This window comes from Enterococcus sp. 3G6_DIV0642, from assembly GCF_002140635.1.
GTDB classification, from domain to species: Bacteria; Bacillota; Bacilli; order Lactobacillales; family Enterococcaceae; genus Enterococcus_D; species Enterococcus_D casseliflavus.
Window position 1 is genome coordinate 1,952,195 of record NZ_NGLH01000001.1, and the last position, 25,866, is coordinate 1,978,060.

At 41.2% G+C, this 25,866-nt stretch carries 21 protein-coding genes and 1 pseudogene; 11 read left to right on the forward strand and 11 right to left on the reverse strand.

Annotated elements, in window-relative coordinates; all coding sequences use genetic code 11:
- The first annotated feature begins 13 nt into the window (after positions 1 to 13).
- Positions 14 to 847, forward strand: a complete 834-nt coding sequence (locus A5878_RS09335) for an undecaprenyl-diphosphate phosphatase (RefSeq protein WP_005230172.1) — start codon at positions 14 to 16, stop codon at positions 845 to 847.
- Positions 848 to 922: 75 nt separating this feature from the next.
- On the opposite strand, the gene A5878_RS09340 is transcribed toward A5878_RS09335, so the two are convergent.
- Both A5878_RS09340 and A5878_RS09345 read right to left on the reverse strand, forming a co-directional pair.
- Complete coding sequence (locus tag A5878_RS09340) at positions 923 to 1,546, reverse strand: DUF47 domain-containing protein (RefSeq protein WP_005230171.1); 624 nt, start codon at positions 1,544 to 1,546, stop codon at positions 923 to 925.
- Positions 1,547 to 1,558: 12 nt separating this feature from the next.
- Complete coding sequence (locus tag A5878_RS09345) at positions 1,559 to 2,614, reverse strand: inorganic phosphate transporter (protein WP_005230169.1); 1,056 nt, start codon at positions 2,612 to 2,614, stop codon at positions 1,559 to 1,561.
- Between the two features lie 236 nt (positions 2,615 to 2,850).
- Here A5878_RS09345 and rpsT point away from each other — a divergent pair, with 236 nt between their 5' ends.
- On the forward strand, positions 2,851 to 3,105 hold the full coding sequence (gene rpsT, locus A5878_RS09355; RefSeq protein WP_005230162.1) for a 30S ribosomal protein S20: 255 nt from the start codon (positions 2,851 to 2,853) through the stop codon (positions 3,103 to 3,105).
- Between the two features lie 52 nt (positions 3,106 to 3,157).
- On the opposite strand, the gene holA is transcribed toward rpsT, so the two are convergent.
- From holA to A5878_RS09375, 4 genes are all read right to left on the reverse strand, one after another.
- On the reverse strand, positions 3,158 to 4,177 hold the full coding sequence (holA, locus tag A5878_RS09360) for a DNA polymerase III subunit delta (protein ID WP_074535294.1): 1,020 nt from the start codon (positions 4,175 to 4,177) through the stop codon (positions 3,158 to 3,160).
- Between the two features lie 31 nt (positions 4,178 to 4,208).
- Positions 4,209 to 6,449 (reverse strand): DNA internalization-related competence protein ComEC/Rec2, encoded by a 2,241-nt coding sequence (locus tag A5878_RS09365; RefSeq protein WP_074535272.1) that lies wholly within the window; start codon positions 6,447 to 6,449, stop codon positions 4,209 to 4,211.
- Positions 6,421 to 6,918 carry a ComE operon protein 2 gene (locus A5878_RS09370; RefSeq protein ID WP_086295465.1) on the reverse strand — a complete coding sequence of 166 codons (498 nt, stop codon included), beginning with the start codon at positions 6,916 to 6,918 and terminating at the stop codon, positions 6,421 to 6,423. The genes A5878_RS09365 and A5878_RS09370 overlap by 29 nt, the downstream gene beginning before the upstream one ends.
- Before the next feature lie 93 nt (positions 6,919 to 7,011).
- The gene (locus tag A5878_RS09375) at positions 7,012 to 7,653 is read right to left on the reverse strand and encodes a helix-hairpin-helix domain-containing protein (RefSeq protein ID WP_081116925.1); all 642 of its coding nucleotides are present in this window, start codon (positions 7,651 to 7,653) and stop codon (positions 7,012 to 7,014) included.
- A 368-nt stretch (positions 7,654 to 8,021) separates the two neighbouring features.
- Here A5878_RS09375 and A5878_RS09385 point away from each other — a divergent pair, with 368 nt between their 5' ends.
- The 6 genes and pseudogenes from A5878_RS09385 to A5878_RS09410 all read left to right on the forward strand — a co-directional run bounded on the left by A5878_RS09385 (position 8,022) and on the right by A5878_RS09410 (position 14,579).
- Positions 8,022 to 8,786 carry a hypothetical protein gene (locus A5878_RS09385; protein WP_081116923.1) on the forward strand — a complete coding sequence of 255 codons (765 nt, stop codon included), beginning with the start codon at positions 8,022 to 8,024 and terminating at the stop codon, positions 8,784 to 8,786.
- A gap of 117 nt (positions 8,787 to 8,903) precedes the next feature.
- Positions 8,904 to 9,794 (forward strand): sensor histidine kinase, encoded by an 891-nt coding sequence (locus A5878_RS09390; protein ID WP_086295468.1) that lies wholly within the window; start codon positions 8,904 to 8,906, stop codon positions 9,792 to 9,794.
- On the forward strand, positions 9,784 to 10,392 hold the full coding sequence (locus A5878_RS09395; RefSeq protein WP_081116921.1) for a response regulator transcription factor: 609 nt from the start codon (positions 9,784 to 9,786) through the stop codon (positions 10,390 to 10,392). Before A5878_RS09390 ends, A5878_RS09395 begins: the two co-directional genes overlap by 11 nt.
- 97 nt (positions 10,393 to 10,489) lie before the next feature.
- Positions 10,490 to 11,182, forward strand: a pseudogene (locus tag A5878_RS09400) (ABC transporter ATP-binding protein).
- Between the two features lies 1 nt (position 11,183).
- Positions 11,184 to 13,463 (forward strand): ABC transporter permease, encoded by a 2,280-nt coding sequence (locus A5878_RS09405; protein ID WP_081116919.1) that lies wholly within the window; start codon positions 11,184 to 11,186, stop codon positions 13,461 to 13,463.
- Between the two features lie 447 nt (positions 13,464 to 13,910).
- Positions 13,911 to 14,579 carry a metallophosphoesterase gene (locus tag A5878_RS09410; protein ID WP_179135468.1) on the forward strand — a complete coding sequence of 223 codons (669 nt, stop codon included), beginning with the start codon at positions 13,911 to 13,913 and terminating at the stop codon, positions 14,577 to 14,579.
- 60 nt (positions 14,580 to 14,639) lie between these two features.
- Here A5878_RS09410 and A5878_RS09415 read toward each other — a convergent pair whose 3' ends face one another.
- Positions 14,640 to 17,231, reverse strand: coding sequence for a family 78 glycoside hydrolase catalytic domain (locus tag A5878_RS09415; RefSeq protein ID WP_081116917.1), 2,592 nt, complete (start codon positions 17,229 to 17,231; stop codon positions 14,640 to 14,642).
- A gap of 19 nt (positions 17,232 to 17,250) precedes the next feature.
- Positions 17,251 to 18,540: a PTS sugar transporter subunit IIC gene (locus A5878_RS09420; RefSeq protein ID WP_081116916.1), complete on the reverse strand. Its 1,290-nt coding sequence runs from the start codon at positions 18,538 to 18,540 to the stop codon at positions 17,251 to 17,253.
- 167 nt (positions 18,541 to 18,707) lie between these two features.
- On the opposite strand from A5878_RS09420, the gene A5878_RS09425 reads away from it, so the two are divergent.
- A complete protein-coding gene (locus A5878_RS09425) occupies positions 18,708 to 19,733 on the forward strand; it encodes an AraC family transcriptional regulator (protein ID WP_156236665.1) in 1,026 nt (341 codons plus the stop codon).
- 118 nt (positions 19,734 to 19,851) lie between these two features.
- Here A5878_RS09425 and A5878_RS09430 read toward each other — a convergent pair whose 3' ends face one another.
- Both A5878_RS09430 and A5878_RS09435 read right to left on the reverse strand, forming a co-directional pair.
- Positions 19,852 to 20,892 carry a CAP-associated domain-containing protein gene (locus tag A5878_RS09430; RefSeq protein WP_081116914.1) on the reverse strand — a complete coding sequence of 347 codons (1,041 nt, stop codon included), beginning with the start codon at positions 20,890 to 20,892 and terminating at the stop codon, positions 19,852 to 19,854.
- Positions 20,893 to 21,090: 198 nt separating this feature from the next.
- Positions 21,091 to 22,890 (reverse strand): penicillin-binding transpeptidase domain-containing protein, encoded by a 1,800-nt coding sequence (locus A5878_RS09435; RefSeq protein WP_086295472.1) that lies wholly within the window; start codon positions 22,888 to 22,890, stop codon positions 21,091 to 21,093.
- A gap of 170 nt (positions 22,891 to 23,060) precedes the next feature.
- Between A5878_RS09435 and A5878_RS09440 the strand changes: the two genes are divergently transcribed.
- Both A5878_RS09440 and A5878_RS09445 read left to right on the forward strand, forming a co-directional pair.
- Positions 23,061 to 23,729: a response regulator transcription factor gene (locus tag A5878_RS09440; RefSeq protein ID WP_005230154.1), complete on the forward strand. Its 669-nt coding sequence runs from the start codon at positions 23,061 to 23,063 to the stop codon at positions 23,727 to 23,729.
- Complete coding sequence (locus tag A5878_RS09445) at positions 23,719 to 25,161, forward strand: cell wall metabolism sensor histidine kinase WalK (protein WP_086295474.1); 1,443 nt, start codon at positions 23,719 to 23,721, stop codon at positions 25,159 to 25,161. The genes A5878_RS09440 and A5878_RS09445 overlap by 11 nt, the downstream gene beginning before the upstream one ends.
- Before the next feature lie 72 nt (positions 25,162 to 25,233).
- On the opposite strand, the gene A5878_RS09450 is transcribed toward A5878_RS09445, so the two are convergent.
- Positions 25,234 to 25,851: an HAD-IA family hydrolase gene (locus tag A5878_RS09450; RefSeq protein WP_005230151.1), complete on the reverse strand. Its 618-nt coding sequence runs from the start codon at positions 25,849 to 25,851 to the stop codon at positions 25,234 to 25,236.
- Between the last annotated feature and the right edge of the window lie 15 nt (positions 25,852 to 25,866).

Below are 25,866 nucleotides of genomic sequence, written 5' to 3' on the forward strand. Positions count from 1 at the left end.
AAGGACTGAACCAATGTTTTTTACAAATTTTATAAAAGCGATTTTATTTGGGATCATTGAAGGGATCACGGAATGGCTGCCAATCAGCAGCACGGGTCACTTGATTCTTGCCGACGAATTTATCGGTTTGAATGTTACCCCCGAATTTATGACGATGTTCAATGTTGTCATTCAATTGGGCGCGATTTTAGCAGTCGTCTACTTATATTTCCATAAACTAAACCCTTTTTCACCGCAGAAAAATGAGTTAGAGAAAAAAGATACATGGACGTTATGGTTTAAAGTCGTCGTGGCGGTCTTGCCATCGGTTATTATCGGATTACCCTTAGATGATTGGTTAGATGCGCACTTCTACAACTTTTTCTCCGTTTCGATCGTCTTGATCGTTTATGGGATCGGCTTTATCGTGGTAGAAAAACGCAACAAAAATAAAGCACCAAAATGTACCGATTTGAACAAGTTCACCTACAAAGCGGCATTGATCGTAGGGATGTTCCAAGTATTGGCATTGATCCCAGGAACTTCTCGTTCTGGTGCTACTATCTTAGGTGCTATCATGATCGGCGCTTCTCGTTATGTTGCTGCTGAATTTTCATTTTTCTTAGGTATTCCCACCATGTTTGGTGCCAGTGCCTTGAAAATCTTCAAGTTTTTGAAAGATGGCAATGCCTTTGATTTCCAAGGAACCGTCATCTTATTGACAGGAACCATCGTGTCATTCATCGTTTCGATCATCGCGATCCGTTTCTTGATGAACTACATCAAACGGAATGATTTTACCGTATTTGGATGGTATCGCATCGTTTTAGGAATCATTTTGATCGGCTATTGGCTGATCCAATTATAAGCAAAAAGAGCAACTCTTGGGCATTTCAATGCTGCAATAGTTGCTCTTTTTTCGTTAAGTAGAATTCTTATTCCATCACGTGTTTTTGATTACCATACCGTCAATAATATCAACCGCACTTTCGGTGTCGTTGATAATCGATTCAAAGCGATCATAAATATCTTTCCATTTAATGATTTCCAGCACTTCTTTTTCATCCGTAAACAACGCTTTTTTCATTTTTGAATACAAAAGATCTGCTTCTGATTCAATCGTATTGACATCGTTGATCATTTGACGCAATGTTTTTGAATTTTTGAACTTCGGAAACTCTTTTAATGCTGTTTCGACCCCCTGTGTCGCTTGAACGATCATTTCAGCAAATAAGTTCGTCTCAGGGCGGATCTTCGTAATGACCAAATTCTCAAATAAATAAGTCAGTCCCATAATGCCATCCAAAATATCATCTAAGCGCTCGGAGATGACCAGGATGTCTTCGCGATCGATCGGTGTGATAAATGAGTCGTACAACTCATTCGTTAACTCAGCGATCACCTGATCGCCTTCCTTTTCTAATCCATGAATCTCAGCTGCCGCTTCACTTAACGCTGTTTCAGAGTAATCATTGATCAACAGCGAAAAACGTTTCGCAGCTAGATGCCCATTTGTTGCCAACTGCTCCATTGCCGCAAAATAATCAAATCCTTTTTTTCGTGCCATTACTTTCTCTCCTCACAAAATTAGCAATAAAATTTTCACCATTAGAAACGCAATCAACCCGCAACCAGGGAACGTTAAAATCCAAGCATAGATCATTTCTTTAACGATGCGCCAATCAACGCTAGAAAAACGTCGAGAAGCCCCTACCCCCATGATGGCAGTCGTTTTTGTATGGGTCGTTGAAACTGGGATACCAAATACGGAAGACAAGAATAAACAGATCGCAGCGGTAACATCTGCAGAAAAGCCCTGGTATTTTTCCAGTTTTACCATATCCATCCCTACTGATTTGATGATTTTCATCCCACCGACAGAAGTACCGATCCCCATGGTCAAGGAACAAAGAACCATCACCCAGAGTGGGATCGAAAAGCCATTGCCGGTCTTTTCAGCAAGATTGTTGTAGAAAAGCCCTAACATGAAGACACCCATAAATTTTTGGCCATCTTGTGCACCATGTAAGAACGCATTGGCACCAGCCGCAATGGCTTGACCAACTGTAAAAATTTTGTTGGCTTTTCGCCGTTGGGTATCGCGAAAGAGCCATACGATCAGTTTCGTGATCAGAAAGCCGCCAATGAAGCCCATCAACGTAGAAACGACAAGACCGATCAAAACTTTCAGCCACTCCTCGCCATTGACTGCATGTAACCCACCAAGGGCCATGGCTGCACCAGTCAGTCCTGCGATCAACGCGTGGGATTCACTAGTTGGGATCCCAAAATACCAAGCTGCGACCGTCCAAACAACAATTGAAAACAAGGCAGCGGCTAATGCGATCTGTGAGACCCGAAAACTCCCGCCTGAGTCAAAAGTCACAATATTACTGATGGTTTCTGCAACTTGCGCATTAAAATACGTCATCACCAGCACACCTAAGAAATTCATGACGACTGCCATGCCAATGGCGATATTCGGGCGTAAGACTCTCGTGGAGACAGCGGTTGCAATAGCATTCGGCGCATCCGTCCAGCCGTTGACGAAAATCACCCCTAATGACAACACAATCGTTAGAAACAAAGCGATATTCACATAGATTCCCCCATTTAAAAATTCCGAAGTAATCATAGCATAGAAAGCTGTTTCTGTGTAAACTTTTTATAACTATTCAGTAAAAAATGTGTAAAGAAGCATTTTTAAAATCTATAAAGCAAAAAATAGCACGGCCAAAAAACAAATTTTTGTGTTAAGTAAAATTTCTTTACAACTTTTATTGCAATCACTCTTGGCATTAGGTATAATGACTAGTGTTGATTTATACGTTTTCTAAACGTAATTGAACTTTTTTTTCGGAGGTGAAATACATGCCAAACATTGAATCTGCAATCAAACGTGTTCGCACAAGCGAAGCGGCTAATGCTAAGAATTCATCTCAAGTAAGCACAATGCGTACAGCAATCAAAAAATTTGATCAAGCTGTTGAAGCTGGTGCTGATAACGTAGATGCGTTATATAAAGATGCTGTTAAAGCAATCGATATGGCTGAGACTAAAGGATTGATCCACAAGAACAAAGCTAGTCGCGACAAATCTCGTTTAAGTAAAAAAATTGCAAAATAAGCAAATTAAGAAAGGCGCAGCAATCGATGATTGCTGCGCCTTTCTTTTTGACTTACTGTTTGCCATGTTTTAAAACAAATAGCTGGAACAAATACTCTTTGTCCATCTGACCACTTTTTACTAAGTAATCATTTTCGATCAATTCACTATATAGTGCCGCTAATTGCTTTTCTCCAAACCCCCGAGCTTGCTGCATCGCTAACTTCACTCGGTACGGATGAATCCCCAACGTTTCTGCGATATTGGCTTGCTGGTAGCCAATTTTCATCAAAATCGCCGCCTGTAACAGCAGACGGACTTGGCTGATCAAGATAGCATTGATCTTGATCGTCTCTTCCCCTTGCAATAATAGATCGTCATACAAGCGCAACGCATCCGATACGTTCCCCTTTAAGACATCGCTGGTTAATTCAAAGACATTGTGTTCCAACGTCTTAGGGATCAACTGCAAGACGATCTCTTTCGTAATTTTATTACCATTTCCTGCATACAGCCGTAGTTTCTGTAACTCCTGCATCGCTTTTGATAGGTGCAAATCCGTTAACCGTAAAAACAAATCAAACGCCTCTCGGCTCATCTCGATGCCATCATTGGCCAACGACTGTTGGAGATACTGACGCACGTCGGCTTCTTTCATAGGTGCGACATCAATCACAACTGCGGCTTTCTTCAATTGCTTAGTAATTTTTTTCCGTTCATCTAATTTATCGACATCTGCAAAAATCACCATTACCGATGATTCCAATGGTTCTTTGATATAATTCAAAAAATCATCTAAGTCATGCTCAGGTGCATGGCTCTTTTTTTCAGCCGTTAAGAAAAATGGCCGCTCAACAAACAGTAATCGCTGATCGCCAAAAAAAGGCAACGATTGAGCTTCTTGGATCACCATATCAAGGGGATCTTTCTCCATGTCAAAGGAAGCAAAATTCAGATCATCTTTCCCAACGGAAAAACGCTCCAAAAAGGCCGTGCGAACTTGCTCTTGTAAAAACATTTCACTGCCGATGACTAGATAAATCGATTGCAACTCCTTGGTTCGAATTGCTTGCAACGCTTTTTGTAATTCCATCGTTCCCCCCGCTTTCATTCTTATCCTACCATTAGTCAATCGGATAGTCTAGCAGCGTTTTTATCAAAAATGATTGTTGTTTTTCAGACCAAATAAATTGGATCATGCCTTGCTGATCGGTTCGCAAAACGGTCTGATTTACCAACGTTTCAAGCACCTCTTCATGAGGATGCCCGTACCGATTGTTCCGTCCACTTGAAATGATCCCGAATTGGGGATCGATTGCCGCAACAAACTCAGGTGCCGTCGAGGTTCGACTGCCATGATGCCCTAGTTTCAATACATCAACTTTAAGATTCGGATAATCATGAATCAACTTTTTTTCCCCTGCTTGTTCGAGATCGCCAGTAAATAAAAATGTTTTATCCCCTACCTTGGTTTTAATCACCAGCGAATCTTCGTTTTGTCCTGCACCTGATTCTGGTGCCAATACTTGCAACTGAAGGAAATCACCCACTACTTGGCCAACCGTCGTCCAAACAACGCTTGTCTGCTTAGGCAGTTCGTTTAAAAGCTTGGCGATGCGGTGATCTTGTTCACTTCCTGGTACGAGATATAACGTTTCAACGGGGATCGCCTTCATCAATGCTAGCGCATCTCCCATATGGTCCGTGTCGCCATGAGTTAGAAACAAACCGGTGATCTTCCTGACTCCCTCCCCTTTCAAAAAAGGAATCAATGTAGATTCCGCGGCAGCTTGTCGTTTGCGCTCTTGCCAGTTTTCTTTCGGAAAAGACAGAGAACCTCCAGTATCGATCACATAAACTTCGCGATTTTTTTCTGCCTGTAAAACGATACTATCGCCTTGACCAACGTCGACATAACTAATGGTGGGTAAAACGCGATTCTTCTGAAAGACGATTGGTACAACAAGCGAAAAACAGATCACCAGCAGCCACCGTTTCTTTTGGTAACAGAGCAAGCTGAGCAAACAACAACTAGCAGCCAATCCTGCAGGAACGGCACCCACCGTTATCGACACGCCTCCTACAGCGCCCACGACAACTTCCATAAGCAGCAAAAGCCCTTCAAAAAGGGCAATCAGCCCACTGATGGTTGGGAAAAGCGTCCCAGCAATGAACATTACGAAACAGGCTGGTAGCAAAACCAATTGAAAAAACGGTAAAAAGACAAACGTCAAAAAGCCCCCAAATAATGGGAATTCATAAAAGAGCGAGACAATGACAGGCGCAGCCAGCACCGTGAGGAACTGACAGCGCCAAAACCACGTCAATCCGATTGGTCGCTGCATTACTATCAAGAAGGTCATCAAAAGACTTAGTTGCCCCGATGTTTGAAGCAATACTTTGGGATCAACGAATAAAAGAGCCGTTAAGACGATCCCATAATGATCACTTGCCGATAGCCGTTGTTGATAAAGAGTGGTCACTTGAGTAACCGACAATGCCAAGACAGCACGCCAGACACTAATGCCGCCACAAATCCCAATTACGACCAAGAAAAAGACCCCCATTGGCAACAGCATTTCTTTTTGCGTAAACCCCAATCGGCAGAAGCATCCGCGAAACCATTTGAAAAATAAGACAACATGCATTCCTGAGATCGTAAAAAAATGCAATAAGCCACTCGCACGATACATTTGACGTACTTCTTGAAAGTCATGGTCTTTAAAACCAAAGAGCAACGCATTGATATAGGCTGCTGAGCGTTCAGGAAAGATTCGTTGCACAGAAGAAATAACCTCTGCTCGAACTTTTGCAAGCGAAAAGCCTGAGTCTGCTTCTTCCATTCCTACAATTTTCTCAATATGGACTGTGCCAATAATCGATCGACTGGCCAAATAGGCAGAATAGTCAAAGCTGTGGCGATTTCGTGGTTTTTCAGGAAGAGAAAAAAATCCATTCACCAGCAGCTTTCTTCCCCAATCGGATCGATCCTGCCATTGCTGTTTTTCAGTCTCTGAAGAAATCGTGTAACGACCAATCACTTTACCTGTCGAAGATTTTGCTTCAAACGTAAGCAGATCACCATTGATTTTGATCGTGTCTGGCAACACATTGACTACCCCTTGATACTCACCTTCTTGTATGTTTCCAGTCCGAGAAAGACAGACGCGGACACTTAACAGCAACAGTCCGACAAAACAAATCATGCACAAAAATGCTTGTCGTTTTAAGACAAGCATTCCGAAATAATAAAGTGCAATGAGTCCCAGTAAGATGGACTGCACATAGTAAGCAGTCACCGAACAAGCAAAAATAATACTAAGAAATAAAAATGAATCAGTTCTCTTTTGTTGGTTGTGCATCATTCAGCATACCAAATGAAAGTTTTTCAAAATACACCGGATCAAGTTCAACTTGGTGGACGGAAGCACCTACTTGTTGAATCAATTCTAGTGCATACTGATTGTTACGATAATCATTCAAATAATGGATCTTTTTAACCCCTGCTTGCAAAATTGCTTTCGTACAGGGAAGGCAAGGAAAATGCGTCACATAGATTTCCGCATTGTCTGTTGACACCCCTAATTTTGCACATTGCAATAAGGCATTCATTTCTGCATGAATCGTCCGAATACAATGGTCATCGACAACATAACAGCCATCGTCGATGCAGTGTACATCGCCACTGACTGACCCATTGTAGCCTCCAGCGATGATTCGGCGATCTTTGACTAATGTAGCGCCGACTTCAAGTCGGGAACACGTACTGCGTAAAGAAAGTAAAACAGCTTGCGCCATAAAATACTGGTCCCATGGGATTCTCGTATTGCTCATTCGTTTGCTCCTTTGCCATTGATTAGTTCTATTCTAATCGAATTTCTTGAATTTTCAACCGTCATTTCTTAGTATTTCTTACTTTTGTTTGGTTCAGTCCGTCACTGTAATCATCTCTTTCAAGGACTCAAAGGTCTTCTCTCCGATGCCTGTGATGTTTTTTAGGTCATCAATCTGTTTAAAAAAGCCATATTCTTCGCGGTAAGCGATGATTGCTTCTGCTTTTTTGGCACCCACGCCTGGCAGTTCTTGCAGTTGCTGCGCATTGGCTTGATTCAGATTGATTTGTGTCACTGCTGTCTGGCTGCTACCTACTCCTGAAGCATTCATCTCCATAAACGCTTGATCCTCTTTATGAGGGACGATCACCATCTGTTGATCTTGCAGCACTTGTGCTAAGTTTATCGCTGTTTCTAACGCCTCTTCTGTCAGACCACCTGCTTGTTCGATCAATTCATACATCCGCGCACCTGATTTTAAACGATAAATGCCCGGTTGGTGCACTTCTCCTTTGACATCGATAACGATCTCATACTCTTCATCGTGAAGACCATCTTCTTGAAGGGTTCCACCTTCCCCCATTTTAGACGATTGACCTTCTGCATCTGCCATTGATTGCCAGTTTGTTTCTTTGTTTTGCGAGAACGGTACAAACCAGATGATCAGCAAAACCATCAAAACAGCACCACCAACTGCAAATCGCCAATAGTCTTTGAGCAGCTTCCATTGATCCATTTTCACCACCTCATAGATGAAATACGCAGATAATTCAGCATTATTTGGAAAACGGATAAATAAAGACGATTTTTGTGTAGCAAAAAATGATGGAACCAATCATAGTGCCAATTTCATAGAATGCAAATTCTTAGAGAAAATGACAATGTATAGCAGAAATAGAGTGCTGTTAACGCAAATCTTTAAAAAGCGCTTGAATCAGACTGAAACTATTGATACACTATTTGATAAAAAATCACAGGGAAATGTTGGATGTCTAAAATCACCCAGCGTTTCAAAGTCCATGGATAAGAATGCTGCCAACGACAACCACCCTTGTGATAAATTGAACATTGTATTGGAATTTTTTCAAAAAAAAGGAGGCAGACTTGATTAAATCGAATAGATGGCCAGCGTTGCATATCTTACTGGGGAGTCTCTACCTAATTTTGATTATTTATTTCATTCAGACCATGTATCAAACGACTTATTTAGGCATTCGGGCTTACCAAATAAATGACGAATGGTTTATAAAACGTATTTATGAAGGTGGTCTGGGAGCAGAAACTTCGCTGCAAATCAATGATCAGCTAGTAGAGCTCGATGGACAGTTACCAAAAGAGAACAAACAATTAACAAATTGGCTAGTTGTCGAGCAAATCAATTCACTCACGATCCAAAGAGAGCAGCAACGAATCACTTATCGCTTTGATTCGCCCAAAACATTTCTGCCGATATTTTTTACACTTTTAGCTTTTAGTGGATCGTTAGTTTTATTCTTGCTCTTTTTTTATCGAAAACAGCTTCTTTCAAAAAGATCACGGCTTTTTTATTTATGGCTCTTTGTATTTGCGTTTATTTTTTTAGCGGCGTTTCCTTCAAGTATTGGGAATACGTTAGGTAGAGTGATTTTGATTATCTCCTTATCCACTTTTCCATTTTTCTTGAATTCATTTTTGAAGATCAACAGCTCATATAAAATAAGCAATATAGGAATCTTTCCAGCACTGCTCCTCCTATTAAATCTAGCAGCAACCTGTTATGCCGCTTTTTTTCAGATTGGCTATGTACTCGCTGAATATTTATCAGTCGGTTTTGTTTACAGCTTGATGCTAGTGATGCTTGGCGAATATTGCTTCTCTTTTTTTAATTAAAGTCACAAAAAACATAGAACAGCTACCAAAGTCAACCTTCCAGTAATTCTATTTGTAAGTATTGCCCCTTTTCTTTATTTATATGCATTCCCTATTGGATGGAGTGCACCTTACTATATGCTGGTATTTTTTATCTTTCTGCCTTTTATAGGAATTTTCCATCGCTTAGCAATTGATCGCGTCTTGAAATTTCGGTACCGTATCACAACCAGATCGATGTATTTGATACTCTCACTATTTTTAACGGTAATCGTCATTTTTATCAGCCAACTTAACGCTTACGTTCCTAATCTACTAATTATTCTTTATCTCTTCCTTTTAATATATACTCTTTTGCCACTTCTACAAGAATTATTCTATTTAGCAAGTCGCCATAATGAACCAATGAATTCACTAGATGTATTTTTAGCAGTTGAAAAAGAACGAGAGACAATTTCAAGCTATATTCACGATGGGATCATTCAAGAGATCATCCACTTGTTACGTCAAATTGAAAATGATAGACAAACAGTGCCAAAAGAAAAAATCATCCAGCAGCTTGATGAATTGATTTATGATTTAAGAGAACTTTGCTCAGATGTATATCCTCTGCTTCTGCAAGAAATAGGATTAGAAAAAACATTGGCTTCTCTTTTCGTTCAAATACAGCAAAACCACCCTGTGCTCATACATTTTGCCTATGACCGAACCATCCATTCAGATTCACCTGAAATCAACAACTTCATCTTGCGCTCAGTCAAAGAATTGCTCAATAACAGTATTTTGCATGGACATGCAACAGAACTGATAATCACAAATGCAGTTGAGGATGATACAGTAGTATTCGAAATTAGTGATAACGGAACTTTTGGACAAGACTCTCTTAGTAAAGGTCCTCATTTCGGATTGAATGTAATCAAAGAAAAACTTTCGTTATTGTCGGGTAGATTTGTCATTCACTACTCACCTACAACCGTTCAGCTTAAAATTCCCAAAAAATTTTTCGAAGGAGCAGACTATGCCGATTAAACTTGCATTGTTAGACGACCACGAACTCGTCCTTGAAGGAATCAAAAATACGCTGCAAAAAGAGCCCTCATTTTCGATTATAGGTGCATTTACAAAACCAACTGAGTTTTTTCAAGTTATGGCAGACCAGTCAATTGATATTGTCATCCTCGATATGATGCTGAATGGCACACACGCCTTTGAGCTGATTCCGCGTATTCACTCAACGAATGAGGATACTTTGCCAAAAATAATTATGCTTTCTGGTTTTTATGAACCACTTATTCACAAGCGAGCCTTTGAGCTTGGCGTATGGGCTTTTTTAAGAAAAGAAGCATCGTATGACGAATTGATCACAACGATAAAAACGGTCTACCATGGCAATAAAGTTTCCCCTGAACACCTTTTTCTTGAAAAGGATATGCGTCTCTTAAGTGAGATAGAACGGCAAGTATTAGAATTGATTGCACAGGAACAAACCAATGAAAAAATCGCAAAAAAACTATTTATCAGTCGCAGAACCGTTGAAAACCACGTTTCCTCCATCTGCAATAAGTTGAATGTACAAACAAGGATCGGTGCTGTTCGTGAAGGACTCAAACTGAATTTAATCAAATGATGAACCCCGCAAAAAAACATTCGGATATTACGGATGTTTTTTTGTTTTTCCTTTATTAAGATAACAGTACATACAAGAAATTTTTAGGAGGATCAAAATGATCGAATTGAAACATATCAATAAATTTTATGGTGAAAATAATCGTAAAGTCATAGCGTTAAATGATGTGAGCCTCACGATTAATAAGGGGGAATTCACCATCATTTTAGGACCATCAGGCTCAGGAAAAAGCACGCTTTTAAACCTTTTAGGCGGTATGGATCGTCCAAGCTAAGGAGAGTTTCGCATGGAAGAAAAAGACATCTCTCGTCTTTCTGATGAACAGCTTTCAGATTATCGGCGCGACGTCGTTGGATTTGTCTTTCAGTTCTACAACTTGATTCCTAGCTTAACTGCATTAGAAAATGTCGGCATTGCACAACAACTGAGTACAAATAATGAACCAGCCTCTCACTACCTTGAATCTGTGGGATTATCCCATAGAAAAAATAATTTCCCTAACCAATTATCTGGTGGAGAAATGCAGCGAGTATCGATTGCACGCGCCTTGGCAAAAGCCCCAAAACTCTTACTTTGCGACGAACCAACTGGTGCCTTGGATTCAAATACAGGGGAAAAAATATTATTTTTATTAAAAAAAGCTTCGGAAAATGTGGATACTGCTGTGGTGATGGTCACTCATAATGCAGAGTTCGCTCAATATGCGGATAAAATTATTCATTTGCATGATGGAAAAATCAAATCGATTGAACAAAAAAAGCCTCTGACGGCAAATACAAAGGAGTCTTGATATGAAATTTCTGTCTATAAAACTGGTTAGAGATCTCAAAAGAAATTGGACGCAATTCTTCTCCGTCTTCTTAATGGCGTTTCTAAGTGTCCTTGTATTTGTTGGGTTACAAGGTGTTTGGGGTGGTTTGGAAAAAAGTCTGAACAACTTTATTGATGCAAATGGTCTGGCAGATGCCTGGGTTTATGGTACTGGCTTTACTGAAAACGATATCCAATCAATCGAAGCACTAGATGGGATAGAAAAGACATTTCCTCAGTTCGAATTTACAGTTTCTGATTTGACTAATCAGGCATCTTCCTCATCATCAGAACGCACTTTGACTCTTCGTTCACCACTTGGAGAACCGATCGCAGAGCCTTATTTCGTTCAAGGTTCTTCATTCCATGAATCCCCTGGTTTTATTTGGATCAATCATGACTATGCACAGGCGAATAATCTTACCTTAGACCAATCACTGAGGATTATGGTTGATGGTCGCGAAATTGAGTTGACCATAGCAGGGATGATTTTAACAACTGACAAACTCTTCTTCACTGGTACACAAGAGTATATTGCTCCCGACCCGCAACGCTATGGTTACGGGATTTTATCTGAAGCAACTTTAGAAATGATGCTGGAGACATCCGTTTTACCTAACGTCGTCGAAGTCTCTGGGACTAGCTCTCGCTTAAGAACCGAAATTGAATCGATTATGGGGGAACGCCATATTGCGTACTATGATCAAGCAACCTTGACGGAAGTTTCTGAAGCCTTGGGCCGCGTCACTCAAATTCAAAATCTATCCTTTATGTTTTCGTTCTTGTTTATCCTACTAGCAATTCTTGCAATGTATACAACGATCAAACGGTTGATTGATACCCAAACAAAAGAGATCGCAGTCCTTCAAGCGTTGGGGTTTTCAAATAGAACAATCGGGTTTCATTTCACTAGCTTCGGCTTGATCATCGGCAGCTTTGGCATCGCCGCTGGCTTGGCAGCAGCGCCCTTGCTTTCGCATTTTGTTTTAGAAACGCAAAAGAATATTCTATCTCTCCCACACTGGACAGTTTCCTACAATTCCCTTTCATTAATCGTTTGTCTGCTCGTGTTAATCATTTGTATGGCTTCTGCTTATTTTGCTTCTGATCAAGCATGTACTGGCCTGCCAGCGGACTTCCTTAGAGGGAATACAAAAGGCAAGAGTGCCCATTTGTTACTAGAAAAGCTTTCGTTCTTCTGGAACCCGTTAAGTTATGAAGCCAAATGGGGGGTTCGCGATGCTGCTTCTAACAAAATGAGAGTTTTAATGGGGATCATCGGAGTTGCTGGTGGTATGATGCTGATCACAGCCGGACTAGGCATGCCCCAATCCATCAACCACTTAGTTAACAAAGCTTATACAGAGGATTTTACTTATCATCAACGAATAAATACTAGTGATTCAGCATTTTTGGAAGAATCCTTTGGACAAGAGGTGCAAATTTTGCCTACCCGTTTTGCACCTGATGACGGCTACAATCGCTTACTGATGATCATTGATCAAGGGGATTTTGTTCATATGAAAACAACTGACAATGAGTTGATCACTCCTGGCGGTATTTATCTAACAGAAGGTTTTGCTAACAGAGCGGGCATTCAAAAAGGCGATCAAATAGAAGTCTTTCCTGCATTTCATGAAAGCTCATTTCGCTTTGAAGTATCTGGGATCATAACTAGTGAAACGAACCAAGGTGCTTATTTGTTAAAAAAAACTTGGCTGGAAGCTGGTGGGACTTTTCTGCCTCAGACGCTTTTAGTAGACGAGGAAACTGCTGAAGCATTGTCCGGCAATCCTGCAATCACATCAACGATTGCGCGACAAGATCAAATGGACAATGCGTATGAATTTGTTGATAGTCTAGGAGGGATCTTTACAATGATCATTGCTTTTGCAGTTTTGTTAGTCATCGTTGTCCTATACAATTTAGGGACGCTAAATTTTGTTGAACGAACTCGTGACTATACGACATTAAGCGTCCTTGGCTTTAGAAAAAAAGAACTTCGCCGAATCACCATGATTGAAAATGCTGCAACAACAATGGTTGGCTGGCTGATTGGAATTCCTGCAGGAAGTTGGTTCCTTTCACAGTATGTAAGCACCTTTTCAACCATTACGATTGAATACACCGCCCACTTCACCTGGATTAATGTCACAATCGCCTCTATGATTGTTTGGCTTAGTTCGTTAAGTACAACATTTCTTGTCAGCCAACGGCTTAAAAAACTAGACTTGGTTTCTGCATTGAAAAATGTTGATTGATTCTCTGCAAAAGGAGGCACATCTATGATTGGTTTCTACGATTACACCGTCTTTCTAACCTATTTAAACTTTTTTTGGAGGTATCGGTATTTATAGCACTTCAGTTTTCTGCACCTCTTTTTTCTTCTCTGTTCATTGACCACGATTGCTGCTTTTTTAATTGAAAACGTGAATTGGGGTCTCTTGGGTACTTTCGGTATGTATTGGTTCGGGCTAATTTGTGTCTCATCACTAATTTTTTTCGTTATTGACAGTCTCATTTGGATATTTGGGCACATAGGAACGAGCAACATTTCTGAAAAAGGAACGCTGCTGATTGGTATAGGGTCGATCGTTTTAATCATATGCTGCTTTATTTATGGGATGGTGTCGGCAAATCGCATTGTCCATACTACATATGAAGTAAAGATTGAGAAAAAAAGCAATCTAGATTCACTAAAGATCGTGATGTTTAGCGATTTACACTTAGGATATGTGAATGGTCAAGAACGAGTCGATCGAATCGTCGAACAAATCAACCAGCTTCAGCCCGATATCGTATTGATTGCTGGTGACTTTTTCGATGGCAATCTTCAGGCAATTTCAAACCCAAACCAACTCATCGAATCATTTCAACAATTATCATCAACTTATGGCAATTACTTGATTTTGGGGAATCATGATGCTGGAGACACTTTCTTGCAAATGCTCTCGTTTATCCAAGACGCAGGAATCGAAATACTCTCCGATGAAGCAATTTTGATAGATGAAGCCTTCTACCTTATTGGTCGCAAAGATCTTTCACCTATTGGTTATCAAGGAACGATGCCAAGAGCAGACTTGTCAGATTTAGTTTCACCAGAGATGGCTTCCTATCCTGTGATCGTCATGGATCATCAACCTTCGCCTCTTTCTGACTATCAAGAGGTGGACCTCATCTTATCTGGACATACGCATCAAGGGCAGCTATTCCCTTTTAATTTAGTGACCAAGGCTTTTTACGAGATCGATTATGGTCACTTACAAGCAGTATCTGGTGAACAAATCATCGTCTCTTCTGGTGTTGGTACCTGGGGACCGCCTCTAAGACTAGGCACAGCCAGTGAGATCGTCACAATCAACGTCACTTTCTATTAAAAAAGTGTACAAAGCAACCAGACAATCTTTATGTAAGTTAGTCTGGTTGCTTTCAGTTGTCTATTCTTTTTTAAACAAATAGCAGCCCCGCTGTTGGCTCCCCACATCCTCTATTTTCTCGCTGACTTTTCTAAAACCTTTCATCTGACTGATTTCATAGCCACATGTTCGTGGCAACTCCACCGTTAAGCGAACGGTACGATCAGTCTTTTCCCAGCTTAAAGTTACTACTCCAAACGTACTTTGTAAGGAGCCTTTGACATGGGCTACAGGTACATCGAAGGCTGGTTGTATCAGTATCCCAGCGCTTGTCATCTGAATGCCTAATAAATGACGGACAAACCAATACCCATAAGAAGCAAACATGGCATGATTCAACGAACCCTCGTAAGTGGCTGAATGTTGCGGCGTTGGAAAATGTTCCATCAAAGTGCCGTTTCCGCTTGCCAGCATTGCTGCATAACTAGGTGCAGATTTCCTCGCCAACCAATCAAAAATAATATCATTATAGCCAGCTTCAGCCAGCAACTGATAACTCCATGCCATCCCGAAGATGCCGAAAGAGAAAATACCCTCTTGCTGCTTGATCCTTTGTACTAGTTTTGGCAAGATTTGTTTTTTTTCACTGAGTCCTGTTTTCATTGCAAAGATCATGCTAGACAAGGTATCCGTACCGTATTGCTCATTTCCTTTAGAAAACTGCTGTTTGATTTGCTGTGTCGTATACTGGATCGCTGCTGTCACTCGCTGACAATAGTCCTCGTTACCAATGATCCTCAAGTCGATCAATTCTTGGTAACGCTGTAGTAAAAGCAGATACATGCAGGCAGAGCAAAAGGACTGATCTGGCGAAGTAATCACCCCGTTTTGCTGAGTTTCATCAATTGCTCCCCAATCACCGAGGCAGCACTGGGCGATATAATCAAAATCAAAAGCGAGTAAATAGTTGAGATGCCTTTCCAAGTGTGGACGCAGCTTGGCAACCGCTGCTTGTTTCCCATAGGTCTTCACCAATGCCAAAGCAAGCTCTGGAACTACCAATTGCCACCCTAACGCACCACCACCATTTGATGGACCATTTGTCATGATTCCTACAAATGGCGCAGTTGCAGTCATTGCACCATCCGGTTGTTGGTCGTTGGCAAAATCCCACAACACTTTTTCCAACAACGGCTCAATCGCCAGATCTGCCATCTGTGTTGGCAATAAAGCGACGATGTCTCCGCCATATCCGAACCGCTCACGAGTGCAGTCCTCAAAATACGAGTGGATGTTGTTCAACCGCGTGGCTTGGCCAACCGCCCATAACTGATTCAAGAAGGGATCGGAGGTTTCAAGGGTTACCAACGATTTCACATCCGTATGTAGACGATAGGCTTTGATTGCGCCCACAATCGCTTGAAGGTTGTTAGCAAGTTTCGTCTCGATCAACGCATAGCGAAAGGAATGATACGTGTAGCGGTTTTCAAAAACGAACGTCCTCGCTGCCGTTTTCTCAATGATGTCTCGTTGAACGATGGGATCATCTGGCTGCTTCCCTTCATAGGGATCGTAGATGCCATAAGTTCCACTGATCGTAGACGTATAATCAGGGTTGCCTTGCTCATCTAATGTTTCTGCATAGCTGATTCTGATCTGACCAATGAAATCTTTCTCAAGTGTACAAGCAAATTGACCGCTGATGATTTGACCGAAGTCAATAAGCAGTCCCGCTGCAGTTTCGGTCATTTTTTGGGGAATGATCGATTGTGTGCGCTTGATTTTAGGAATAAAGCTTGGCTTAAAACGTCCCGCGGGACCAGCAATTTGTACCGTTTTTCCTTCTGGTCGAGGATCAGGTACATCGGTAACGATTTCTCCTATATAAAGATTGTTTTGCAAATAAGGCCCAAAACTACTTTGCCACTGATTGTCTGAGTAAATGTAGCGATTCTCTCCTCCGTCATTTAACTGAAGCTCCCCCCAGAAACAGGGTTTACCGATCGCTAGTTGTTTGCGGATGTTATACCGACCTAAAATCTCAATCGGAGCTGGGTTGTACCAGCCATTCGCAAGTTCAACTTCGATCCGATTGTCTCCCTCCTGTAAAAAATCAGTTAATTCATAAGTATCATAGTAGACGACTTGATCATAGTTCGTTACATCACTGTTTAAATAAACATCTGATACCGTTTTACCATTAACAGACAAGCGATAAAAACCAAGCCCGCAGCAATCGATCACTGCATAGGAAGGACACTTTTCCAGTGTGAAGGAGCGGGACAAGCAGCTATTTTTCTCTTCTGAAAAGTAAAACCGTTCTTTTTTAATAGGATCATCTAAGCGAGTGATCCACTTGCCCATAGTTTCTTTAGGTTTCTCACGCTTTTCTATCGTGAAAAACACACTGCTGTAACTGGTGACATCGTTTCCTGCTCCGGCGGTCAATTTGACTTGATATTTTTTTCGCTGCGGATGCTGTGGCAAGTGGACCGCCAGTTTATTCTCAGAAGCGGCTATGTTGGAAACGTCATACACTGCTTGCTGCTGTTCATTGAAAATTTGCAATCGGTAGCCTTGATAATTGGTCATCGACCATTCAATAAGGATCGGATCATTTAAATCCACTGTTAATGGCTTTATCTTTCCGTTGATGGTTATCGTTTCTTTCATACGCTGCTCCTTTCGTGGGTTATTGTGCTTCTTCAATACAGATCTGCTTATCAGCAACTTTGATAAATGGCAACCAAATCATCGTTGCGATCACGATCAAGACGATTTGTAGCAATGCGCCCATGATACTACCAGTGACAAAATAGCCGCTAATGATTGGCGGAGTGGTCCACGGAATTTGCGCAAGCCCAGTTGGGATCGGGACTAGCCCGAAATAAAAAGCAAAGTAAGCGACGATCGTTGTGACGGCATTTGCAAAAACAAAAGGAATGATAAAACTGAAATTCAACATCAACGGTATCCCGAACAACGCTGGTTCACCGATATTGAAAATATAAGGAACACTAGCAATTTTTCCAACCTCTTTGTACTGTTTACTTTTTGCTACGATCAAAATAGCAATGATCGCACCGACGACCCCAATCGAGGCAAAATGATTCCGAAAGCTCATACTGATAATATTCGTTGGAATCTCTCCCGCCACTGATGCCACACGATTTTGATCTTCAAGGACTTGATGGATTGGGTCCATCACTGCTTGAATGATCGAAGTTCCATGAAGGCCAAAAAACCATAGGAATTGCTCGAAAATTTTCACAACGACCATTCCAACTAGGGAGCCACCTAACATAGTTAATGGAATCCCAAGGGTCCCATTGATCAACGTCATGGCATCACTGTTAAATAAGGCTTCGATGATGAGTCGGATGACCCAAATCGTTGTGATGACAAGAAAAGATGGAATCACCGATTCGAATGGACCAGAAACAGCTGGTGGTACCGCTGCTGGCATTTTGATTTTGATTCCTTTACCCTCAATTTTTTTATAAAGAACTGTACTAAAAATACCGACAATAATCGCTAAAAACATCGATTGCGCGCTAACGCGGGTGATATCTAAAAAAGTCCCTGCTTCCATTGCATCCAATGGTGTTAATAGTAAAAAGGAAACAAAAGCAGTTAAGACACATTGCAAAACGTTTGTTTCAAGTTTTTCTGCCAGTGATTTTGCCAGGGAAATGACAACTAGCAAACCACCGATTGCGAGTGTGGCATTGTTGACATAGAGCAATTTCTCTTGCCAGACACTAGCATCTTCTGTTCGCAACACCATAGTAATAAAATCGGTCACTTGTTGGATCGGAAAAAAAGCAATAATTAAAAAGATTGACGCAATAAAGGTGAATGGCATGTAAGCTAACATTGCATCCCTAACTGAAGTAATATAAATATTCCCATTGACTTTACTTGCAAATGGACCAAGGGTACTTTGGATCTTATCCCCTAATGATGGTTTGTCGTGGTTCATGGTGATTCCCCATTTCTTTCGAATTTGCTGGTACTATTGACTATTATTATCATCCGGATTATGATAATTGATAACGCTACCATACAAGTATTATATACTATCTCTACCTGTCTTCAATGACGATATTCTACTATTTCATTAACTATTTTTTACCTAAGGAGAAAGCGATGGATAAACAAAACATTCTGCAGCAGTTACAACAATTGACGACTACTGAAGAAATAGCCCTTAAAAAGACGCAAACCCTTCCATACAATTATGAGGATTTCAAGAAAGTCTACACTGAGAAAAATGAGCCAATTTACCAATATACCTTCGAAAAACACCTTTCTCGTCTCATACGAAAACGACCGCAGGATAGCGGATTTCTTAAGACAAGCCAGCTCTTGATTTTAAAACATGCACGCTTTTCTTCTACACCACTACATCAGCATGATTTTATCGAAATGAATTATGTTTTTTCTGGAACAGTCACGATCATGATCAATGAGAAAAAAGTGATCCTAAAGGCAGGTGACTTTTGCTTACTTGATACTGGGGTGATCCACCAAATTATCGAAACAAATCAAGACGACATTGTTATTAACTTTTTGATCAGCAAAGAGTACTTTTCCACGCAGATGCTCAGCCGGTTAGCATCCAATAGCATGATCGCCGATTTTGCCATCAATGCATTATCTGAAAGCCAAAAGCACAATCAATATCTAGTGTTTGAAACGAGTAACAACGACTATTTGATTGATGCGATTTTCGGGGTCTTGGCCCAGTTCTTCAATCCCTCCTTCGGTTCTCATGAAGTCATCCATTCCTATATGATCATTATTTTTTCCGAACTCGTTCGTAACTTCCAGGAAAAACAACGGATCGAGTCGCAAAAAAGTGACCAACTGTACCTCGGAGAAGTGTTGGACTATCTGGAGAAACATTTCGCTACTTGCACACTAGCTTCGGTTGCGGAGACATTTGGATACAACCCGAGCTATTTGAGTCGCCGTATCAGTCAGCAGCTTGGTCGATCCTTTGTGACGATCCTTCAAGAATTAAAACTCAATCAAGCCAGTTTATTGTTGAGAAACTCCTCCCTACCTGTGGAACAAATCGCACACCAAGTCGGCTATAAAAATGTCTCATTCTTCTATAAGCTGTTTCAAAAGAAGTATCAGTGCTCTCCTCATGCCTACCGTCAAAACTAAATAATACTGCTGCACACCATTTTATCGAAAAAAAAACACTGCTCACTTGATGCTGCTAACGCAGCAATCTCAAATGAGCAGTGTTTTTTAACTAATCAGTTTCAAGCAATTCAGGAATTTACGACGCCGATCCTCGGTGATACAACGTTGTATAATATGGCTGTTCGCTGGTATCGATCGCAATACCGATCCCGAGAAATTGATACTCATCATTTAGAATCGTTGCCCGATGTCCCTCTGAATTCATTAAACCTTGATGGGCGTAAATACTGCTGGCTTGGCCAAATGCCAAATTTTCCCCTGCAGCAGTGAAGCTGATCCCGTCTTCTTGCATCCGATCAAATGGAGTCGATCCATCTAACCCGATATGGTCAAAGTATCGATGTACTGCCATGTCTTGGCTATGCTTCACGGCAGTCTCACTGGTTGCTTCGCTGAAACCAAGGGGTGACAAACCAAATTTCACTCGGGTAGCATTCGTTAATTCAAATAACTGTGTTCGTAAACCGCTTAAAATGGCGGCTTGATTTTGGCGAAAATCATTCGCATGGCGTGTTTCTAGGGAGCGATTGATGATTTGGATCGCAGTCACTGTATCTTCGGCATGAACATCATAGAAAAAAGTAATCAATTGATCGTCTTGCAAGAACAGATCATAGTCGGCATCCGAATCGATGCGATACCGTCGTGATCCTCGTTGTAGACTTTCTTGACGCGTCCCCATCTGATTACGAACGTTTGCTTTTGAAGACCCGATACCTAGCGTGTCATCGATAAGAATCGTATCTTGATTCGTATAGATCCCTTGCGCAATATCATGTTCATCATACATCACCATCATGAAGTTACGAAAATCATCGTGATAGGAAGTCCAGTTCAGTCCATACCGATTCGCTGATTCATTGATCGCTTCCCCAAAGGTTTCTTCGATCACTTGTCGTGATTCATTATATAAATATGTCTGGGCAGGCGTTTCTGCCGCTGGCCTTGCTGAAGTGTCTTGTGAAAGAGAAAATTGGGACGAGAGAGATTGAGTGATCTCGTTGAGTCGGGCATCACGAAATGCCAAGCGCCCGTCTTGCCATGTGATCATCTGGCTTGCAAAATAAAGAAGCCCGATGAGAAAAATGCTTTTGATTAAAAATTTTATTTTTTTCATATGACACCTCCGTCAATGAATCTTTATGTGTTAACTTTAGCACGATCGTTTATCCATTCATTCATCCCTAGATTGGATCGCTGATGCACCCTTCCTGTCTTTTCTAAAGACTATCATTCCTGTGGGAAGTTGACCAGCTGTAGCATGAAATTTCTTAGATGATCTAGGTCTTTTTAAGCTCCTGTTAAGAAACTTTTTTTACTCACGAAAACTTTGCAGCGCCATCGAACGCTCCATCAAGGGATTGGCGATTTTAGCTAATGTATGTCGATCGTATTCTTCTGGTCGCTTGATGGTGAGGTAAAGAATAAACTGTGGATCATCCGTTGGGTAGATGGAGACCGCCGAATAAATATAATCAAACTCTCCCGTCATGTAGCCTTGACCATTCTCATTGGCGATCTGAGCAGTCCCAGTTTTGACAGAAATCTCATGGTTCGTCAGTTGGTATACATCATAAGCGGTGCCATAACGTTCATCCGTCACTACATCGGTCATGTATTCCAATACAGCATCAGCTGCTGCTTGTGAAATAGGCTGGGAAACGACTTCTGGAAAAACTTGGGTCTCTTCCCCTACTTGCCGAATCAATTGCGGACGTATCATCTCGCCACCATTGGCAAATGCACTAAATAGCTGCATCATCTGCATCTGATTGACGCCGATCGCATGGCCATAGGAACTCATGGCATAATCCACCCGATTTCTTGAAGGTAAGATCCCAGGCACTTCCCCAGGAAGCTCACTTCCTGTAACTTTCCCTAATCCAAAATCAGTTAAATACTGTGCCCAATTATCAAAACCGATCCGTTGCTGAAGTCGAACCATCCCAGTGTTGCTTGACCAAGCTAACGCTTGCCGCATCGTCAACTCACCATTTGCTCCTGAGTCGTGGTCATTGATGACTCGATCTTCAATCTGCATACTCACAGGATTGTAGCGTTCCGTCGGATCAAAAACACCTTCATCAATAGCTGCCGCAACGGTTGCCAGCTTCAAGGTCGAACCAGGTTCATACATCTCTTCCGTAAAAAGATTACGCCAAATAAAGTGTTCATCCGTAATTCCTTCTTGGGTCTCTGGATGAAAACTAGGTCTTTGAGCCATCGTTAAAATCTCCCCAGTTTTCGCATCCATCAATAAAGCCGTTAGATTTTCTGGTCGTGTTTGTTCCATAACTTCATCCATCACTGATTCAGTGAATAACTGCAGATGAGCATCTAATGTCGTCCAAACATCATTCCCATCTACTCCTTCTTCTACGGTTTGATTGGTTGCGGGAACAGGATTCCCTGAAGCATTGACTTGAAAGGACTCTCGCCCATTTTGATTCTTCAAAAAGTCGTTCAGTACATATTCTAATCCAGAAACTCCGACTCGAATCTCTTCATCATCTGACGTTGTCCCTATCAAATGTGAAGAAAAGATACCATTCGGATAACTGCGACTTGAACGAGCATCGAAATAGATACCGTTGATTCCAGCTGCATCAAACGCCGCTTCGATTTGATTTCGAGTAGTCACACTTAGACCACTGCCAACATTGCCAAATTCCACTTGAAAGACAGGCGGATCTGTTTGATTCGCACCATCTGACAAGATTGATAAAACTTGCTCGTTAGAAATAGGTAAATACTCCGAAAGAATCGTTGCGGTCTCCTCAAAGCGCGCTCTGTCTAAATACATGGGTCGTCCATTGTCAATGTAATCTTCAGAAAGAACCGCTCGAACAGTATAGGAAAGAATATCCTGTGCGATCACTGTCCCCTGCCGATCAAAAATCGCCCCTCGACTTGTTTCGATCGATCTTGAACTATAATATAAATTTTCTATTCTTTCAGACAAAGAGACGCCAGCAATCACGCCGACTTGAACAATGTAAATCAAACGTGCAGAAAACCCCATAAAAAGCGCAAGACTGATTATGTATAACCAATGACCGACTAGCTTACGATTTTTCTTTGCTTTTTTCTTTCTGACCATATGATAGTCATACATCGCCAAAGCGCTCCTTTCGATTGAATATACCTCTATAGTATTGGGTATTTGTGATGATCTTGTGAGGGAAAGAACAATTATTTTTCAAAGAGTCATTTTCCTATTAAATCAGCGATTATGCTGCGATATACTTTAAAAAATATAAATTATTTTTAAGGATGTGAATAAAATTGCAAAAAATATTGATCGTTGATGATGACACCCATATGCGTGCCCTAGTGAAAACTTATGCGGAAATCGAAGGGTATCTATGTTTTGAGGCAGCGGATGGAAAAGAAACTTTGGAAAAATTAACCAATCATTCATTCGATTTGATCCTCCTAGATGTCATGATGCCGGGAAAAGATGGCTTTCAGACGCTTTCGGAAATCAGAGGCAGCTGTAACACGCCAGTCATTATGATTACCGCTCGAAAGGAAGAATATGACAAACTCTTTGGCTTCAATCTTGGTGCCGATGATTATATTGCCAAACCATTTAGCCCTAAAGAGCTGATGGCTCGCATCAAAGCTGTGTTGAAACGAAGCAGTCAGTTTCAGTTCGAAAAGATCGTTTTTGGTGATCTCGAAGTCAATGTTTTTTCTCATACTGTAACGATCAATGGGAATCCTCTGCCGCTTACGCCAAAAGAATTCGATTTGCTGGTCTATTTGACGAAAAATAATCATATCGCTTTGAGCCGAGAATCAATTTTAGAAGGTGTCTGGGGCTTTGATTATTTTGGAGATACCAGAACAGTGGATACACACATCAAGTCCTTGCGAGAGCGTCTAGGGGATTACCGTGAGTTGATCCAAACGGTATGGGGAGTTGGGTATAAATTTGATTATGAAGACTAGTCGGTTAGGTTTTACTTACATCAAAAGTAAATTACTCGTGCGGCTTTGGTCCGCCAATATGCTGCTGGTCATCATTGGCATCGCTTTTTTGTGGACTGTTCAAATTTTGCTCTTTGAACCAAATTATATCAATGTAACGAAAGAATCACTTTTAGAAACAGTTCAGGAAACAGCTGCCGCTATTGAAGAAATGGCAGTAGATCCAGATGATTTACCAGAAGATCCATTGCTTTTCCTCAGTAAAACGATCGTTGGGACTCTTTTCTTAGTCGACGCGGATGGCGAAATTCTGGCGGCATTTAACAATGGACAACAATTAAACATAGATGGGTTGAACAACGAATACAGCTGGTTGTTATCTCATGCACCTACTGTCCTTAACGGTGAGAGCCTGAGTGCTGTAGAAGACTTTGAAAAGTCTTCTGCCATTCTTATTGGCGTTCCTACCACTCTTTTCCAACGCCCAGCTGCCCTTTTGCTCTCCAATACGATCACTCAAATCGAAGCGCTTCAAAGCTTGAATCGACAGCAACTCTTTCTATTCACCATCATATTAACTATTTTTGCGTCAACGATCTCTTTTTTTTTAGCACAGCATTTTATTCGCCCGATCAAAACCATCAAAGAAGCCATCATCCGCTTAACCAACGGCGAGCTTTATTCCGTACCCAAACTTAAGCGTAGTGATGAATTAGGTACACTTTCTGAATCGGTTGCGGACTTAAGCACAGAACTTCAGCGAGTAGACGTCTTGCGAAAAGAAGTGATTGCCAATGTTTCTCATGTACTACGCTCCCCCCTCGCGTTAATCACTGGCTATGGGGAGATGGTACGTGATGTATCTGGAAGCGACGAACGCCTTCGAAAAGAACATATGGACCTAATTATCAGCGAAGCCCACCGCATGAGTGCTATGGTCGATGACATCATGGATTTCTCTATCATGCAAACTGGCTACACACAACTTAAAAATGAAATCTGGAATACATACGAGGTGGTTTCCTCCGTCGTTGCTTACGCAAGAGGGATCGCCAATCAATATGACATCACTGTCGATTTTGAAGCAGATCGTACGAATGGAAATGCTCTTTTTGATCGCATCAAAATGGAACAGGTTTTGCGTAATTTAATAAACAACGGCATCAACCATACACCTAAAAATGAACGACTCTTAATCAAATTAACGAATACATCTGCAGGAACAAAAGTTGCTGTAATCAATACTGGAAAAGATATCCCTCCAGAACAACTCGAACTTATTTGGGAAAGATACCAACGCGTCCAACATCAAGCAGGACATAAAGAAGGAACCGGCATCGGCTTAGCGATCGTAAAAACCATTTTGACTTCTCATGCTTTCGAATATGGTGCTGAGTCGAAAAATGGTGTGACTTGTTTTTGGTTTGTTGTGCCGAGACTAGAAGATCAATGAGAACTACGTTTATACCGTTCATCATGAGTACTGAATGACTTACTTTCTATGCACAAAAAAAGCCTTGATTTCTCAAGACTTAATGATTTCTTGTATTTCAGCCATTGATTGGACGGTATGGTCGGCAGATACATCTTTTAAGAGACCTTCTATATCATAAAATATCGTCTTGACACCTGCTCCTTGTCCTGCAAAAACATCCATCGTGCGATCACCGATCATGACAGTCTGATCTTTGTCTAGTTGATACTTTTCAACAAGATAAATCAGGGAAGTTGGATCCGGTTTGCGGGGGAAGTTGTTTTCTGGGCCAACGATCTCAACGATCAGGTCTGCCATCTGTTCTTTTTCTAACAACTCTTTCGTTGAGACGACATCGCGGTGGGTCAAAATGTAGTTCTTGCCGCCAGCAGCAACCACGGCTTCTAATGTTTCTTTGGTTCCTGCAAAGGAAAGCGGCAAACGATCATCCAGCGCTTCATTTGCTTTAAATGCTTTAGTGAACTCTTGAAAATCTAAGTTGTATTTTTCAGCAACTTTTTTGGAAGATGAATCTTTCAGTATATAATAAATCTCCGCTGGATCTGGATCAAAGCCATACTCCTTCAATGTCTTGATAAAAGCTTTTAACATGATTGGGTAGCTGTCGTAAAGTGTTCCGTCAAAATCCCATATGTAAGATTGGTACATGATATCCCTCGTTTT

What these genes read in the sequence shown, in the direction of transcription:
- A5878_RS09425 (WP_156236665.1), top strand. Translation starts at nt 18,708, where the DNA reads ATGGATAAACAAAACATTCTGCAGCAGTTACAACAATTGACGACTACT.
- A5878_RS09340 (WP_005230171.1), bottom strand. Translation starts at nt 1,546, where the DNA reads ATGGCACGAAAAAAAGGATTTGATTATTTTGCGGCAATGGAGCAGTTG.
- A5878_RS09435 (WP_086295472.1), bottom strand. Translation starts at nt 22,890, where the DNA reads ATGTATGACTATCATATGGTCAGAAAGAAAAAAGCAAAGAAAAATCGT.
- A5878_RS09450 (WP_005230151.1), bottom strand. Translation starts at nt 25,851, where the DNA reads ATGTACCAATCTTACATATGGGATTTTGACGGAACACTTTACGACAGC.
- A5878_RS09410 (WP_179135468.1), top strand. Translation starts at nt 13,911, where the DNA reads ATGTTTAGCGATTTACACTTAGGATATGTGAATGGTCAAGAACGAGTC.
- A5878_RS09345 (WP_005230169.1), bottom strand. Translation starts at nt 2,614, where the DNA reads ATGATTACTTCGGAATTTTTAAATGGGGGAATCTATGTGAATATCGCT.
- A5878_RS09370 (WP_086295465.1), bottom strand. Translation starts at nt 6,918, where the DNA reads ATGAGCAATACGAGAATCCCATGGGACCAGTATTTTATGGCGCAAGCT.
- A5878_RS09365 (WP_074535272.1), bottom strand. Translation starts at nt 6,449, where the DNA reads ATGATGCACAACCAACAAAAGAGAACTGATTCATTTTTATTTCTTAGT.
- rpsT (WP_005230162.1), top strand. Translation starts at nt 2,851, where the DNA reads ATGCCAAACATTGAATCTGCAATCAAACGTGTTCGCACAAGCGAAGCG.
- A5878_RS09415 (WP_081116917.1), bottom strand. Translation starts at nt 17,231, where the DNA reads ATGAAAGAAACGATAACCATCAACGGAAAGATAAAGCCATTAACAGTG.
- A5878_RS09395 (WP_081116921.1), top strand. Translation starts at nt 9,784, where the DNA reads ATGCCGATTAAACTTGCATTGTTAGACGACCACGAACTCGTCCTTGAA.
- A5878_RS09445 (WP_086295474.1), top strand. Translation starts at nt 23,719, where the DNA reads ATGAAGACTAGTCGGTTAGGTTTTACTTACATCAAAAGTAAATTACTC.
- A5878_RS09335 (WP_005230172.1), top strand. Translation starts at nt 14, where the DNA reads ATGTTTTTTACAAATTTTATAAAAGCGATTTTATTTGGGATCATTGAA.
- A5878_RS09420 (WP_081116916.1), bottom strand. Translation starts at nt 18,540, where the DNA reads ATGAACCACGACAAACCATCATTAGGGGATAAGATCCAAAGTACCCTT.
- A5878_RS09405 (WP_081116919.1), top strand. Translation starts at nt 11,184, where the DNA reads ATGAAATTTCTGTCTATAAAACTGGTTAGAGATCTCAAAAGAAATTGG.
- A5878_RS09375 (WP_081116925.1), bottom strand. Translation starts at nt 7,653, where the DNA reads ATGGATCAATGGAAGCTGCTCAAAGACTATTGGCGATTTGCAGTTGGT.
- A5878_RS09390 (WP_086295468.1), top strand. Translation starts at nt 8,904, where the DNA reads ATGCTGGTATTTTTTATCTTTCTGCCTTTTATAGGAATTTTCCATCGC.
- holA (WP_074535294.1), bottom strand. Translation starts at nt 4,177, where the DNA reads ATGGAATTACAAAAAGCGTTGCAAGCAATTCGAACCAAGGAGTTGCAA.
- A5878_RS09430 (WP_081116914.1), bottom strand. Translation starts at nt 20,892, where the DNA reads ATGAAAAAAATAAAATTTTTAATCAAAAGCATTTTTCTCATCGGGCTT.